The organism is Psychrobacter sp. FDAARGOS_221 (assembly GCF_002313155.2).
Classification (GTDB): Bacteria; Pseudomonadota; Gammaproteobacteria; order Pseudomonadales; family Moraxellaceae; genus Psychrobacter.
The window spans coordinates 1,833,052-1,849,204 of record NZ_NWFK02000001.1 but is presented as its reverse complement, the minus strand read 5'-3'; the positions used below and the strand labels follow the sequence as shown (position 1 = coordinate 1,849,204).

The 16,153-nt window shown below is 42.5% G+C and carries 10 protein-coding genes; 2 read left to right on the top strand and 8 right to left on the bottom strand.

Features of this window, described 5'->3' with window-relative positions:
• Positions 1-2: 2 nt before the first annotated feature.
• The 3 genes from A6J60_RS07725 to A6J60_RS07715 all read right to left on the bottom strand — a co-directional run bounded on the left by A6J60_RS07725 (position 3) and on the right by A6J60_RS07715 (position 4,403).
• Complete coding sequence (locus A6J60_RS07725) at positions 3-2,240, bottom strand: hypothetical protein (protein ID WP_096065473.1); 2,238 nt, start codon at positions 2,238-2,240, stop codon at positions 3-5.
• A 371-nt stretch (positions 2,241-2,611) separates the two neighbouring features.
• A complete protein-coding gene (locus tag A6J60_RS07720) occupies positions 2,612-3,559 on the bottom strand; it encodes an AEC family transporter (RefSeq protein ID WP_096065472.1) in 948 nt (315 codons plus the stop codon).
• A 43-nt stretch (positions 3,560-3,602) separates the two neighbouring features.
• Positions 3,603-4,403 (bottom strand): crotonase/enoyl-CoA hydratase family protein, encoded by an 801-nt coding sequence (locus A6J60_RS07715; RefSeq protein WP_096065471.1) that lies wholly within the window; start codon positions 4,401-4,403, stop codon positions 3,603-3,605.
• Between the two features lie 308 nt (positions 4,404-4,711).
• Between A6J60_RS07715 and A6J60_RS07710 the strand changes: the two genes are divergently transcribed.
• Both A6J60_RS07710 and rlmF read left to right on the top strand, forming a co-directional pair.
• Complete coding sequence (locus A6J60_RS07710) at positions 4,712-5,854, top strand: fructosamine kinase family protein (protein WP_193778037.1); 1,143 nt, start codon at positions 4,712-4,714, stop codon at positions 5,852-5,854.
• A 299-nt stretch (positions 5,855-6,153) separates the two neighbouring features.
• A complete protein-coding gene (gene rlmF / locus A6J60_RS07705; RefSeq protein WP_096065469.1) occupies positions 6,154-7,158 on the top strand; it encodes a 23S rRNA (adenine(1618)-N(6))-methyltransferase RlmF in 1,005 nt (334 codons plus the stop codon).
• A 103-nt stretch (positions 7,159-7,261) separates the two neighbouring features.
• On the opposite strand, the gene A6J60_RS07700 is transcribed toward rlmF, so the two are convergent.
• The 5 genes from A6J60_RS07700 to dnaA form a co-directional block, all read right to left on the bottom strand.
• Complete coding sequence (locus A6J60_RS07700) at positions 7,262-7,849, bottom strand: manganese efflux pump MntP family protein (protein WP_096065468.1); 588 nt, start codon at positions 7,847-7,849, stop codon at positions 7,262-7,264.
• A gap of 133 nt (positions 7,850-7,982) precedes the next feature.
• On the bottom strand, positions 7,983-10,592 hold the full coding sequence (gene gyrB / locus A6J60_RS07695) for a DNA topoisomerase (ATP-hydrolyzing) subunit B (RefSeq protein WP_096065467.1): 2,610 nt from the start codon (positions 10,590-10,592) through the stop codon (positions 7,983-7,985).
• Positions 10,593-11,121: 529 nt separating this feature from the next.
• On the bottom strand, positions 11,122-12,402 hold the full coding sequence (recF, locus tag A6J60_RS07685) for a DNA replication/repair protein RecF (RefSeq protein WP_096065465.1): 1,281 nt from the start codon (positions 12,400-12,402) through the stop codon (positions 11,122-11,124).
• Positions 12,403-13,144: 742 nt separating this feature from the next.
• Positions 13,145-14,320, bottom strand: a complete 1,176-nt coding sequence (dnaN, locus tag A6J60_RS07680; RefSeq protein WP_096065464.1) for a DNA polymerase III subunit beta — start codon at positions 14,318-14,320, stop codon at positions 13,145-13,147.
• A gap of 148 nt (positions 14,321-14,468) precedes the next feature.
• Positions 14,469-15,863 carry a chromosomal replication initiator protein DnaA gene (gene dnaA, locus A6J60_RS07675; protein WP_096065463.1) on the bottom strand — a complete coding sequence of 465 codons (1,395 nt, stop codon included), beginning with the start codon at positions 15,861-15,863 and terminating at the stop codon, positions 14,469-14,471.
• Between the last annotated feature and the right edge of the window lie 290 nt (positions 15,864-16,153).

Below are 16,153 nucleotides of genomic sequence, written 5' to 3'. Positions count from 1 at the left end.
GCTCAGTCCTGTACAGAGAACTCATGACTTAATAAGGTATCGGAATCTTCAAAAGAAGAGATATCAATATAAATTATAGGTATTTTTGCATAAATACCATCTGTTAAAGCGGTGGCAAGAAAGCTTTCAAGGCTAGTATAGATAGCTTCCGCTAACTCAATAAAAGGGGTTTTATTAGGAAAGGATACTTTCACCTCACATCCTAAGACTTTGGATGAGTAGCTAATATATTTGGGAGTTGATAACAATAGTTTTGACGATGGATGCCCTATATCGCTGTCTCTAAAATCAACCATTGATTGTAATATTCTTTTTTCATCATCACAGTCGAGTAGCTTCTTAACCTCATCTTCATAGCCAAGAACATATAGTAAAGCAACCTTAGAGTAAAATAATCCAAAAGCCTCTAAACTTTCGACTAAATATTCTAGCTCCTGAATGTTTTTTAAATCACAATTAAGTAAAAGGTGTGCTAAACATCCATCAAAATTCTCAATTTTATCTTCATCGATAAATTCGCTACTAATTGCTTGAGAACTTAACAAAGCAGTTTCATACCATGTGAGAGACTGAGTTATACGTCCAAGGACTAACTCATTCCAAGCTAGAGAAAAGTAAGCTTCAACAGCTTTAGATAAAATGACTCCATGTTTATGAAAGTAGTTGGTTAATAGAGAAGAAACTATTAAAAGACTTCCTCTAGCAGCCCAATGTAAGTCTACTTGCGTATATATGGTTGCTAAAGCCATATTAGCAAATGTCACATCTTCTATGGACTCCTCTTTATTAAGAGGAGCAAGTGTTTTTCCAATCAACTGAATAGCTCTGTAGTAGTTTTTCTTCTCAGCTTGCCTCAAACCACGTTCGAGTGTCAGTCTACTGACTTTTGTATCTCCATATCTCTTAATTGACTGCTCAGTAAGATAATCTTGTAGAGCCTGATAGCCCGTATACTTACTAAAAAAGTTGTCTAGCTCGTTAATGTAGCCATAAACATTTTCAAATGGGAAGCCTACTAAATACTCACCATCTTCACAAATACTTAGTATTCTATAAAAAATCTCATTCATTTTTTCATAGTCTTGAAAAAACAAAATTAGTTCAATCCTAGTTAAGGATAACTCAGCCTGTAAAGAGTTACTTGGGCGACTTTTGTCCTTTGAGATATCTTTTAATTGATGAATTGTGTGTGCTACTATCGAATCATCTTGTATGCCCTCTTTATTAGTCTTTATATACGTTTCAGTAATATAAATAGTTAAGAGAGTTACGAAATCATCCCAAAGTATTGAGTTGCTAGATTCAGTGATTAATTCATAAATAGAAATGAAGTTATTTTTAAATAAATCAAAATCCTCAAACCAGTAATAAGATGCTCGTGCGTAGCTGTAATAAGCATTGAAGAGTTGGTTTGTTGTACCAAAACGCTTTGCTATGTTAACAGCGCGATCATAGTATCCTTGGGTTTGAAATACAGGTTGTTCTAGTTGCTTACTTAAATTAGCAACTTCTAAAAAAATTCCAACTTGATTATGGCTAATATTATCAGGTTTAATTTCACTATTAATTTGACACTCTAGCTCATCAAACCTTTGCTTTTTACTATAATCATCCTCACTTAATTTAACCTCTCGCTTAAAGCTTGTAGATATTTGTAGTGTCTCAATAGCAATATTTTCCAGTTTATTCTTATAGATTTCATCAAGTATCCAGCTTAAATCTAAAATACATACCTGAATGTTGTAATGTTTCGATAGCTCATCTTCAAGCGCGCTTCTTTGATTAGCTTTAATAAGTTGATTAGTGATACAAAATACCTTTGTATAACCTCGTTCGGTTTCGACTATTTTTTTAACGTCAGTTTTACATTTTGATTTCCATGATTTTTGCGTACTAACAGCAAATGCCCAACGCTCGTTATTAGCATTATCATTTACACCTACATACCAAAGTAGTTTATTTTGCTCTGATACAGGGAAGGTTTGAGTGTCTGTCTTGCCATCTCCACCCGCTACGGGTCCCGTTTGCTCCAGTAAGTTAGGACAAATTATTTTTTGACAAAGTTCCTTGGCAAATGTCTCAAATTGTAGTTCTTTGCTCTTCGTATTAAGACTAACCAAATAGTTCTCGAGATGTACTCGATCAAGTTGACCTATGGTTTTTTCTTCAGAAGTAGAGAATTGCTCGGGACGTCTATTTTTAAGAAACTGCTTTGGACTTGGTAAATGTTGGATATCCATATAATTGCCTTGAATAATATATATTTTTATTATAATTAAGTTTACTTATTCAAAAAAACTAAATAAATTCATATTACGTTTAATTTGATACTACTAAAGTACTGCTCCCTAACAAGCAAACCAAAATTTTTTCTAGCTAGTATAGTCAAAACCACAATACATAGTTGCAAGATTGTAATGTCAACGCTAGCCCCGATTGAAGCGGATATACTGCATGACAAGGCGAGTTGCATAAGCTTGCGATGCGGTGGCGCGCAAAGCTAGCGACACAGCATCGCTTAGCGAATGCCTCGTCATGGCTTGCAGATAGTAGCGAAAAGCGGGATTAGCTCCCTACCTATTGATTTGATTTACAAGCGCCCCTGCACACCTTAAAACCCAATCGTCATCTCCCAATACATCAACACCGCACTCATACTAAAAAACGAGCCCACAGTTGAGATAATGACTATCGCCGACACCCGATCGACCAAGCCATAATACTGACCAATAATGGCAATGGTCGAGAAGGTCGGTGCAGATGCAAACAGCATCGCCACATATTTGTGTTCTATGGACGCACTTGGGATAAGCATAATCGCAAGCAGCATCATGAGTGGATGGACAATCAGCTTACCTAAGCCAATGGTAGTGATTTTGGGTAAATCACCTTTAAGCTCTAATCCATATAGACTCATACCGATAACAAACAGCGCAACCGGTGCGGCAACGCCTGACAGCATCTCCGCGGTTTTGGCGGCTACTTGAGGTACGGGAATACTAAATACTGAGAAGCTAACACTGACGATAATGGCAATAATCAGTGGGTTGCGTGAGAGGTTTTTGGCGATTCGGCGAAATAACTGACCCCACGACTGACTGCCGTCAGCGCTCATACCTGCCATGATAAAAAGCATCGGCAGCATGATAAAACTTTCTATCAGTACCACCATAGATAAATAAGTGGCTGCCTTCGTCGCTCCGATAACCGCTGACAACGCAGCAAAGCCAATAAAGGCACTGTTTGCATACGCCAGAGCTGTCGAGTTAAGCGCAGCAGACACATTGTCCTGACGCCATACCCCTTTAGTCAGTATCACCCCAATCACAAATGCCAGCACCGACCCGATGGCATAGATCAAAAGATAACGCGGCGATATAACCTCCTGAAAAGGCATCTGCGCGATGGCATTAAACATCAAAGCTGGCAGTGCAATATACAATACCAAAGTGCCCATGCCTTTGGAGTGGCTTGGGTCAATGATACGGGTACGTACACTTAAATAGCCCAGTGCGATGATGATAAAAATCGGGACGGTGATATTGATAATGTCGATCATAAATAAGACTACCGCTTGTGGTCAGGGTAAAAAATAGCGTTAACTAACGTCCCTTAAAGTCAGCCTCGCGGCGTTCAACCATAGACATCATCCCTTCTTTGGCATCTTCAGAGTTAAATAAGTGCGGTAAAAAGCTGTGGATATTAGACAGTGCGCTGTCTGCACCATTACGTGCGCCATCTTGTACCGAAGCAAGCAGCGCTTGAACCCCAAGTGGTGCTGCTTTGCTAATCTCAGTCGCCAACTCAAAGGCACGGTCATACTGCTGACCTTTGGGCACCACTTCACTGACCAAGCCCAACTTATCTGCTGTTGCCGCATCAAATGGCTTACCGGTTAATAAATACGGCATGGCTTTTTGCCAACCAGCGGCAGCCACAAAACGTACGGTTGCGCCACCAAACGGCATGATACCACGCTGAACTTCCATCTGTGCAAAGTTGCAGTCGTCACTAGCAACGACCACATCACTGTTGAGCATCAGCTCAATACCAGCGGTAAAGCAGGTGCCTTGTACCGCCACAACCACTGGCTTGGTTCGCTGCCTACCACTGATACCCCACGGGTCAATTTGAGTGTTATCAAAGGCAAACACCCCCTTATCCAGCTTGTCTTGTAGCTCCATCAAGTCAAGGCCCGCGGTGAAGTGCTCACCATGCGCAAAGATTAGCGCACAGCGTAGATTACTGTCTTCTTCATAGTCCGTTAGCGCCTTTGATAATTGAGCAATCATATGGCTGTCAAAGGCATTACGTTTGTCGGTTCGATTGAGTCCAATTAAGCAAATATAACCGCCGTCCGTTTGGTAACTAATGCGATTATTACTATCCGTTTCAGTGCTCATAATGTCATCCTTCTTATGGTTATTTTTTATCGTTATTGAAATTTTAAGGCTTGCAAGGTTTGTGATAACCTAGCTTATAGGTAGTGGTAGTTTTATTTTATTAGCGCCTTTATTCTGGCTGTACTGCTAGCCATAAAGGCTTGGTTCTCTTCCAACCTTGCCGCCTCGACTAAATATATTTATTAGCTACCTCTAATATAGACACCGCCAAGCTATAACACAAGACACATCCTACAGCCGCAACAAAACGTATAGCAATGATCACTTCTTTAAATTCAACTTCTACCAACGCTAACTGTAACAATAGTATGGATAACACCTCTGATTTAGACACCGATGCGCCTTATTCTGAAGTGCCACGTTTTGATAGCCTAATGGATGCCATCAACGCGCTGAGTACTGATGCGCATCACCCTATAATTAAATCATTAGATGAGGTTGATTTACGCCCTGTCTCAGGTGGTGATATCAATCAGGCAAGCGTGTTGACCCTACCCAACTCAAAAGCAGACTTGAGTCAGGTAGCTGATAACAATGACCAAACTGTTCAGAACCAATCACAAAATCCACAGGTATTTTTGAAACAAAACACCCTAAATAATGCGCCACTGTTGTTTGCTGAGGTTGATGGATTATGCGCCATAGCGGCGACAGGTGCGCGTACCTGTCGACCCTTGGCTTACGGTGTGGATAATAAGATAGGACGAAGTTTTTTATTGCTGTCAATGATTCAGCCGTATCAAGGGAGCAGGTCTGATAAAGACGCAGGATGGTACGACTTAGCGAAGCAGCTGGCCACGCTACATAAAGCTGTGCCACCACAACCTGATAAAGCGAGTATTAACTCTGATTCAGTGGAAGATGAAAATAAACAAACCGCTACTTGGTATGCCGGTTGGTTTAGTGACAACTATATTGGTAGCAACCCACAGCGCAATCAGTGGACCGAAAATTGGTATGAGTTTTTTGCTACCCAGCGCCTAGGCGAGCAAACCAAGTTGGCATTTGATAATCACCGCATCAGTCGTCAAATCTTACGACAGCTTGAAAACCTGCAACAAAAGCTATCACTGTATCTGCCTGACTATCCGCTGACAGATGATGGCGGACAGCCACGACCCAGTTTATTACATGGTGACTTATGGGCAGGTAATGCCATGCTCGGCCAAGCTGATGATTATATCGGTAAAGATAAAGCCCAACAGGCCGTTGGTTATTTGATAGATCCGGCGGTATATGTCGGTCATCCTGAGACTGATTTGGCAATGACGCAGTTGTTTGGTGGCTTTAGCGAATCGTTTTACGAGGCCTATGTTGCTTACGGTTTAACTGAGGATGGCTTCGCTGATCGGGTCGATATTTATAACCTGTATCACTACCTCAATCACCTGAATCTATTTGGCAGTGGCTACTTAAACGCGGTTGAGCATATCGCCAAACGCTACGGCTGATGATGCTTTTGCTACGCTTGTTTTTTTACAAACAGCTTTAGAGAGTTTTTCGTTTATCAGTCATGGTATATTGTGTATTAAGGCGTCTAGCTCTACCTCTCAAGCAGTGTAAATAAATGATATCTGGCTGTCTTTAAATTCCTTTTTTGATCGGTGCCATTACAATTAAATTGTCCTATTAAAGCGTGATAAGGCGCTAAAACACAGCAAACCTGTTAAACTAGCGCTGTACAGCCCCATATCTTATCGCCTCTATTATCAGCAGCGCCCTTATTATATTTAAAAAGCCTTGAACTCTTATGACACAGCACACCCCTCGCAATACCTCTAACCACACCACTGCAAAACACAATAACACCTCTACTGAATCAAAACCCAAAGCCAATACCCTACATCCACGCAACCCTCATAACGGTCGCTATGATTTTGTAAAATTAACACAAGCCTTGCCTGAATTGGCCAAGCACACCATCACCAATCCCAGTGGTGAACCGACCATTAATTTCTCAGATGCCGATGCGGTATTGACCCTAAATAAGGCGTTATTGGCGCTACACTACAACATTAAATACTGGGATTTACCCAAAGGTTATTTGTGCCCACCTATCCCAGGTCGTGCCGACTATATCCATCAAGTAGCCGACTTATTGGCCGATAATAACAGTGGCACAGAGAACAAAAAGCCGCATGTGTTAGACATTGGTACTGGTGCCAGCTTGATTTATCCTATTGTCGGTAGTCAAAGTTATGGCTGGCATTTTACGGCCACTGACATCGATCCGGTATCGATTAATACTGCCAAGACCATTTGTGAGATTAATCCAAACCTTAAAAAACTAGTGACCGTCAAACAGCAAAAAAACCCGAAAAATATCTTTAAAGGTGTTATCGGAGAGCATGATTACTTTGATATCACTGTATGTAACCCACCGTTTCATGGGTCAATGCAAGAAGTGCTCGATGCCAATAATCGCAAGCAAACCAAGCTGCAAAAGAACCGCGCTCGCCGTAATCCTAATGGACAAGCCAATAAATTTGCTGATGCCAAAAACAACCTAAACTTTGGCGGTCAAAACGCTGAGCTGTGGACGGAAGGCGGCGAGTTCGCCTTTATTACTCGCATGATTAATGAAAGTGTTGATTATGCTCAGCAAGTGAACTGGTTTACCACCCTTGTGTCTCGTGCAGAAAACTTAAAACCACTCGATGCTCTACTGCGCCGAGTGGGTGCGAGACAGATTAAAACCATTAATATGCAGCATGGTCAAAAAGCGACACGCATCTTGGCTTGGCGTTTTAAGTAATAGTCAAAAAGTTCAGTTAGCTTTATTACAGCAATAAAAAAGCCCTTTGTATGTAAACAAAGGGCTTTTTTTAATCAACAATGTGCCGTTCAAAACCACTCGACTACAACACCATTTTTATACCAATAATAATTAATACCACGCCGCCTAACATCTCAGCTTTATCCTCGAGCCAAGTACCTGATTGACGGCCCAAATAAACACCTATAAAGCTAAAAACAGCGGTTACCAGTGCAATAATAACACACGCCAACCACGCATTAACTGCCAATAGGTTTAAGGTAAACCCTGCTGCCATGGCATCGATACTGGTTGCAATCGCCAACGATGTCATCACCTTATGGTCAATTTTTGTAATGTCATCTGACCCAAGCTCCTCTTCTTCATCGTCACCCATGATGGCTTCGTACAGCATATTACCACCCAAGGCGACTAAGATTATACAGCCTATCCAAGGGGCAGCAGAGGCCAACCAGCCGAGTAATGCAGAACCTAACAAATAGCCAGTTAATGGCATCACACCCTGCGCAACACCAAAGTAGAGTCCTGCCATCAATGCCAGTCGCAGCAACATAGATTTCGCTTTTGCTGAGCTTGCAAAAGGCGCATTGGCCTGCTTAGCACCTAACCCGATAGATACCGCAAAAGCATCCATCGCTAACGCAATGGCCAAAAACAAAAGTTCAATCATGATTTATTTCCTAAGCGTTGAGCAGTAACAGCTAGTTTAAAAACAGAGCATGGAAGTTTATGTTTCACGTGAAACAAAGAAGCCACCTTGCTAGCAAGATGACTTCTTTTGAATGAATTACAACGCTTTGATATTAAATATCTAGGTTACTTACTGTTAGCGCGTTTTCTTCGATGAACTGACGGCGAGGCTCAACATCATCACCCATTAAGCAGGTAAACAGATGATCAGCCGCAATCGCATCTTCAATAGTGACTTTTAACATACGGCGATTTTCAGGATCCATAGTGGTGTCCCAAAGCTGATCGGCGTTCATTTCACCCAGACCTTTATAGCGCTGAACTGACAAGCCACGACGCGCTTCTTGCATCACTTGTTGCCATAAGTGATCAAAGTCACGTAACAAGGTATCTTTTTCACCACGGCGGATGAAGGCGGTATCGGTTAACAGTGTATTCCACTCTTTCGATAAGCGCATGAGACGCGCATACTCACCTGAGTTGATAAAGCCAACATCTAGTAAGTAATGCTGTGCTAAGTTATGCACATAAATGGTGATACGAGGTAACCATTGTGGCTTCTTCGACCACATTTCGCTGTCTTCACCTTCTGGTATTTCATTTTCTGCGTCATCTGACTTAGCGCCCAGTTTAAAGTTAAACTGATTGTCAGCATCTTTTTTGGCTTCAGAGTCATCATCACGCTTCGGCGCATGAATGTTATCCAACTCAATCACCGGTCTTAACTCACTACCAAAGCGCTCCAGTTGTTCTTGCAGCACCGACTTCCACTCGCTCATCGCATCATGGTCGTAAGTCATCTCTGTGGTCAGCTTAGGCACATGTGTTAATGCATCAAGCAACACAGAGGGGTAACGAATCTGTAGACGCGCTTTGACCAGCTGAGTTTGGTTGTAGTCATTTAACAACTGCTCAAGCGCTGTACCAGTGATTGCTGGCGCATCTTCATTGATATGCAGGTTCATCTCATCAATGGTTGATGACAATAGATACGCTTTTAACGCTTCATCATCTTTTAGATACAGCTCTTGACGGCCTTTTTTCACCTTATACAAAGGTGGCTGCGCGATATAAATATAACCACGCTCAATCAGCTCAGGCGTTTGACGGAAGAAGAATGTCAGTAGTAGGGTACGAATGTGCGAACCATCGACGTCAGCATCGGTCATGATGATGATTTTGTGATAGCGCACTTTGTCCGGATTGTACTCATCTGGACCAATACCACAGCCTAGCGCCGTGATTAAGGTGCCCACTTCAGCAGAAGACAACATTTTGTCAAAACGGGCACGCTCTACGTTTAGAATCTTACCTTTTAGCGGCAAAATGGCTTGCGTCTTACGGCTACGACCCTGCTTAGCAGAACCGCCCGCAGAGTCACCCTCCACAATATACAGTTCAGATAATGCAGGATCTTTTTCTTGGCAATCCGCCAGTTTACCAGGCAGACCGGCAATATCTAATGTGGTCTTACGACGGGTAAGCTCACGCGCTTTACGCGCTGCATCACGGGCACGGGCTGCATCGATAATTTTGTTTGCTATCGATTTGGCAGCGCTTGGATTTTCTAGTAAATAGTCGTTGAATTTATCATGCATTGCTGACTCAACAGCAGACTTCACTTCACTAGATACCAGCTTATCCTTGGTCTGACTTGAGAATTTAGGGTCAGGTACTTTTACCGAGACAATAGCGGTTAAACCTTCACGCGCATCATCACCGGTGGTATGCACTTTTTCTTTTTTCATCAGATTTTCGTTGTCCATATAAGTGTTCAGACAACGGGTTAATGCCGAGCGAAATCCTGATAAGTGAGTACCACCATCTTTCTGCGGAATGTTGTTGGTAAAGCACAATACTTTTTCGTTATACGTGTCTGTCCACTGCAGCGCTGCTTCAACAACAATACCGTCGTCTTGGTCACTGACAAAGTGGAATACTTCATTAAGACCTTCTTTACCTGAGTTGATATAAGCCACAAACTCAGACAGACCCCCTTTGTGCTCAAACACATGCTGCTTATCAGAGCGCTCATCGGTCAACACGATACGCACACCTGAATTCAAAAATGACAGCTCGCGCAAACGCTTGGCCAACACTTCAAAGTCAAAGGTGGTACCGGTAAATACGTCAGGGCTTGGGTAGAAGCGAATTTGAGTACCAGTTTGTTCAGTTTCTTCTAGCATTTGAATATCGCCATCAGGCACACCATCGCTATAAGTTTGCTGATAGTGATTACCTTCACGCCAGATATTCATCTCTAGCTTTTTCGATAGGGCGTTCACAACGGACACACCAACGCCATGCAGACCACCAGATACCTTGTAGCTGTTGTCATCAAACTTACCGCCAGCGTGCAGTACAGTCATAATGACCTGAGCGGCAGACACGCCTTCTTCAGGATGCACGTCAACCGGGATGCCGCGGCCATTATCCATCACACTGACCGACTCATCTTCGTGGATGATAATATCGATTTGATCACAATGTCCGGCCAATGCTTCGTCAATTGAGTTATCCACCACCTCAAAGACCATGTGGTGCAAGCCTGTGCCGTCATCGGTATCGCCAATGTACATACCAGGGCGTACTCGCACCGCTTCTAGTCCACGCAATACGCGAATATTTTTTGAGCTATACTCTTCAGGCAACGCCTCCGCTGGGACGTCTTGTGGTAACCCTGCAAGTACGTCTTGCTCGGTATTGTGGTTTGATTCACTCATGATATATCCTTTCCTAAAACGGCTCTGCTGATACGATCAGCAATTCAAATGGCATATGAGGTGATTTTTAGTGTCTTGTCTGGTCTGTTTTTTTAGACCACCGTCCTGCTTTGTCTAGCGGGGTGTTTCTGTTGATGTTATTGATACTAAAAACATTCAAATACAAACGATTCATGCCAAAACCACTAAAACCTATTTTGGTTTTCGCATGAGTGAAACACCCGCTTAGTGCTAACATTTTTGGCCTTCCAATCTTGCCAAACACCCGATTCATTATGCCAATAAAATGGGGGTAAATCTTAACCGTTATTATAGCATTTTTTACCAATAAAAGCATGGCCAATATTAGGCGCCATTACTGCCAACTCATGGCTTTAAGCCTGGTTTTTGTGAATATTTATCACGCTTAACTAAATCTGATTAATGTTCGACATCAAGCGGCCTATTTTTTGTTGCAATTAATCATTTTATAAAGCCATGTTTTATACAAAAGCAACTGATTGACCTATCAACAGTCTCGTGTCTTTTACTATAGCGCTTGAGTTATACTGCCTTGTTTCACATGAAACAAATGAGCTTGTGGCCAATAGGCGCTAATCTTATCCATAACCTCAGTATCCAAACTGGTAATAAATACTTGGCACGATAACTGAGATAGTGTCTGCAATAAGATATCTAGCGCATACTCATCAAGCTCAGCAGTAATGTCATCCAGCAATACCACAGGTAGCACCTCGCTCACATCCGTACCTGAGGATAATGATGCTCCCGATAATATGGGTAGCTGCGACAATCTTAACGCGGTGATCAATAGCTTCTTTTCACCCCGTGACAATACATTAGCTGCCTGCTCGCGCACATTGTCCTCTACCCCTTTATGTGGCAACTCCTCTTTTAGCAGCTCCTTTTGTGACAGTTGGTCTTGTGGTAAACCTTCAGCTTGCTGATGCTGTAATTGCTCAGGGATTTCATTTTGTAGTTGCTGCTGCTCATGCTGCAGCTGACGCGCTTGTGCATCATCGACCCAAAGCACCTGAACGTCTGCACGGTGACAGCCGATACGGGTATAGCCCATATGACAGTCTTGGGTTAAGCGCTGCTGTAACAACTCATCTAGCGGCACCTCTGTGTTATAGCCCGCCGCAAACCTAAGTTGAATAAACGGGGCGTAGTCTGGTAATAACTGACTGATTAACTGCTCAAATAGTGGTTTCCACTCGTCGAATGCCTGCTGCCGATAATGAGTTATCAGTGCCGCATGGGTCGCCAATCCTTTATCCCAGGCAGCTAACTCTTGCTGCTGATACTGTGACAAACGTGGTGATTGCTTCAGCAAAGTATTTCTTTGTTTTAGTAAGCGCTGATAGGCCAGCCATTGGGGATGAAAGCCTGGTTTCACGTGAAACGCAATCCAGTCTAATAACTGACGGCGACTGCCACTACCGACCTCTAAGATATCCATCGATGACGGATCGATTAACAGGGTAGGTAGCTGCTTGGCCAATGCACTTTGTACATAGACGGTCTGTTGGCCCAGTCGCATCACGCTACTGGCATCTTGCGCCTTTTGAATGGCCATACTGCCCCCATCGGCAAACTTAGCGTGTACCGTGGTATTAGGCGCATGATGCGAGATATAGCGCTTAGGCTGATGATGGCGAAAGCTTTTGCCCCGTGACAGCAGATACAGCGACTCCAACAAAGAGGTCTTGCCACTGCCGTTGGCACCCACGAACACATTGCACTGCCCAAGCTGAATACTGACAGCTTGTAAATTGCGTAATTGATAGACACTCAGTTGCGTCAGCATAATAAAAACCTTTGCACACTCATCTAACTCAGAAACGTTAGCCTCATAATCCCATCTAGGATACGCCTTAGTTTAAATGACCGGCATCTAATGCGCATCTTTTAATCGTATGTTTCTTATTATTGAGCTTATGATGGTTATTTCTATATTCACTCATTGATAGTCATTCATCGCTTAGATTTATCGCCATACTTTTATCATTGACGATATTCATCATTAATCTTATCCAAACTATCAGCGCCTATCTTTTCGTTATTCGTCTTTTTCTAACCTGTTCTAATTAAATCTGACCAGACTTATATGTGTTGGCAATTTTCCAGACCCTTTCCTAACACCAATTTTTTCACGCCAATATTTAACGCTTAAACTTTTAATCCCAAAATTAAGGTCAGCCACTTTAAGCGAATCTTATACGTCATCACCTAGATTAATAACCGCTGATTTTAAGTTTTAAAAACCGTTAATTTTAATGACCTAATTGAGTGATTAATTCGCCCATTCTATTTAACATAATCTACAGTAAATATTAGACACCATAATTATGTTAAATGAAATTAGGTAAAAGTACGGTTGAAAATAGACAAATCATTAGCACTTTCAACCTTAAATTAAAGCCAAAACCTACCCTTAAAAGCAGCAGATAAGTCAATAGCAAAGCACCGTGGTATATAGCGATCAAAACTTTGGCCAAAAAAAAGCAAGACCCTTAAGATCTTGCTTTACTTCTAACCATACCAACCGATTAAATACGCATCGGCATAATCACATATTGATGCTGAGTATCATTATGCTGATTCACCAATACTGAGCTATTGGCTTGGCTCATATGTAGCTGTACATCGCCGCCTAATACATCAAGAACATCTTGCAAATAAGCCGCATTGAATGACAATTCGATTGGCTCACCTTGGTATTGAACCTGCAATGCCTCGACCGCTTCATCTTGCTCAGCGTTGTTGGCACGCACTTCCACTAGACCGTCTTGCGCGAACTTAAAGATAACGCCTCGTGACTTCTCGTTACTTAAGATAGATACCCGTCTCAGCACATCGAGCATTTTTTCTTTGTTGACCAAGGCTGTCTTGTCGGTACTGGTCGGCATCACACGGCGATAGTCAGGGAACTTACCGTCAATCAGACGTGCAGTAAAGGTGACTTTTACCGAATCATCAATCTGCCCTGCACTATCAACATTGCCAAATGGCAAGCTTACCTGCAAAAACTCACGTCCAAAGCTTAAGGTTAAGGTACCGTCTTTGTCCCCAACCAACTTGCCCAACTCATTGGCCAAACGCTCAAGCTCAATCACTGCCTTGCGTGGCAAAATAGCTTGCATGGCAAAGTCATCAGCCACATCAATCACGCTGCGAGCCAGTGCCAGACGGTGTCCGTCGGTTGCTACCGTGGTTAATTGACGTTGACCGACCTCAAACAACATGCCGGTTAAGTAATAACGCACATCTTGAATGGCCATCGCAAACTGAGTTTTGGTCATCAAATCTAGCAGCACCAGACGGTTTAAGGTCAATGCGGTGATGTTGGCTGGATTACCCAAAATTGGGAAGTCTGCTGCCGGTAAAGTACCCAGCACGAAGCGGCTTTTACCACTGGTAATCACACAGCGCTCATTGCCTTCAGCGCTGATATTAATCTGCGCATCTTTTGGTAGCAGCTTACAGATTTCATGCAGCTTAGTGGCTGGTAATGTTGTCGCACCAACCTGCCCAGTTGCGCCGTTATCCAGCTTAACTTCAGCGGTGAGCTCCACTTCCAAATCAGAAGCAGTCAAAATTAATGCCTGCTCTGTTATCTCTAGTTTTATATTGCCTAACACGACCATGTTATGGCGTTTATCTGCCGCTTTAGCAATCAAATTAATGGCTTTTAGCAGCAATTCACGATTTATCGACAGTTGCATAATAATAGGACTCTTTGATTGAATATCTGGAGTGTACAGTCAAGGTTTATCGCTAGTATAACTAAATATTGGCGGCTGTGCATCGCATCTATTGACGATACGATATCGGCGATATGCTAAGCATTTGCTGAGTAAAACCAACTCACCCCTACCCTGCTTGTAGTGTCATCGCCAACGCTTTATATTCTTTGTCTAACGCAGGATCTTCTTTGCGCAGCTCGGCCACTTTATCGCAAGCATGCATCACGGTCGTATGATCACGGCCACCAAAAGATTGCCCGATATCTGGGAAGCTGTCTTTAGTCAGCTCACGTGCTAATGCCATCGCAATTTGGCGAGGACGCGCAATACTACGTGTGCGCTTCTTACTCATCAAATCTTTTACCGATACATCGTAATATTCAGCGACTACTTTGCGAATATTATCCATACTCACCGCTTGTGAGCGTATGGCTATCACGTCTTTTAGCGCGTATTGCACCATATCCAAATCAATAGGATTACCGGTCAAGTTAGCGGTTGCCATCACCTGGTTCAATGCGCCCTCTAAGCGTCTCACATTCGACACCACGTTTTGCGCAATAAACAACGCACACTCTTTTGGTAACTCTACCCCAGATAAATGCGCTTTTTTCTGCAAAATTTGCATCCGTGTTTCCATCTCAGGCGGATCAATCGATACCGCTAATCCTGAAGAAAATCTTGAACGGAAACGTTCATCAAACTCTGTCATCTGCGACGGATGTCTGTCTGAAGCCAAGATCACTTGCTTACCTTCAACCATAAAATCAGCAAACAGCGACAAAAACTCACTACTGGATTTGTTTTTACCGGCCAACACGTGCACATCGTCAATAATTAACAAATCAACGCGTTTGATCTTTTTCTTAAATTGCTCAATTTTTTGATTTCGCAGCGCATAAACCAGCTGATTGATAAACTTTTCTGAGGAAAAATAATAAAAGGTTTTACCAATTTTAAGATAACGGTGCGCAACAGAGTGCATCAAGTGAGTTTTACCCAATCCTGATGCGCCATACAAAAACAAAGGATTATGACGGTTTTGAGACTGCTTTTTACCCAGTTCTAAGCAGGCTTTATAAGCCAGCATGTTAGATTTACCCGTCACAAAGGTTTCAAAGGTAAACATCGGATTGATATAGCTTAACGCTTTATCACTATTGATGTTTGCCGCTTCTGTTTGCGTAGAGCCCGTCGACGCTGATGACGAAGTAGGCGCCGATTGTAGCGCATCGCTTAAGTGACCCGCAGCTTGATTTTGCTTTGGTTGCACGCTGCTTTCAACTTGAATGACAACCTGTTTGATACTGCCTTGACTGTGCTGCTTGGCCAATTTTTCAATTTCAGCAAAATGATGCTGTTTTAAATGTGATACGAAATACTGGTTTGGTGCCAACAGCTCTAAAGTATCACCCAACACATTGGCCGATAGTGGGCGTAACCACATCGTAAACTCATTTTCTTTGAGTTGATATCTTAAGTCATCAAGACATCTATCCCATAACGGCAAACTATCTGACATGACCCATCCTACAGTGACAAAAAAATATGACAAAAATGAAAACTAAAAAACAAGACTTGAAACAAGCATAGGGTAGGCTGTTGTCTTATCGGTGTATACGACGCTTGTTGGTTTAAGTCTGTCGCTATTTTAATGACGCCCAGTCCTATTTATGGGGGTACTTTAGCACACAAATTCGCAAATATCATCATATTTATTCTGTGGATAACTTTGTGGCTAACCTTGTGGATAACTAAAATAGCGAAGTTATACAGGTTTTAGTAACAGCTTATCAACACCTTTAACCACAA

Bases quoted from the DNA above. Each gene is read 5' to 3' on its own strand.
- A6J60_RS07725 (WP_096065473.1), bottom strand. From the start codon at position 2,240: ATGGATATCCAACATTTACCAAGTCCAAAGCAGTTTCTTAAAAATAGA.
- A6J60_RS07720 (WP_096065472.1), bottom strand. From the start codon at position 3,559: ATGATCGACATTATCAATATCACCGTCCCGATTTTTATCATCATCGCA.
- A6J60_RS07715 (WP_096065471.1), bottom strand. From the start codon at position 4,403: ATGAGCACTGAAACGGATAGTAATAATCGCATTAGTTACCAAACGGAC.
- A6J60_RS07710 (WP_193778037.1), top strand. From the start codon at position 4,712: ATGGATAACACCTCTGATTTAGACACCGATGCGCCTTATTCTGAAGTG.
- rlmF (WP_096065469.1), top strand. From the start codon at position 6,154: ATGACACAGCACACCCCTCGCAATACCTCTAACCACACCACTGCAAAA.
- A6J60_RS07700 (WP_096065468.1), bottom strand. From the start codon at position 7,849: ATGATTGAACTTTTGTTTTTGGCCATTGCGTTAGCGATGGATGCTTTT.
- gyrB (WP_096065467.1), bottom strand. From the start codon at position 10,592: ATGAGTGAATCAAACCACAATACCGAGCAAGACGTACTTGCAGGGTTA.
- recF (WP_096065465.1), bottom strand. From the start codon at position 12,402: ATGCTGACGCAACTGAGTGTCTATCAATTACGCAATTTACAAGCTGTC.
- dnaN (WP_096065464.1), bottom strand. From the start codon at position 14,320: ATGCAACTGTCGATAAATCGTGAATTGCTGCTAAAAGCCATTAATTTG.
- dnaA (WP_096065463.1), bottom strand. From the start codon at position 15,863: ATGTCAGATAGTTTGCCGTTATGGGATAGATGTCTTGATGACTTAAGA.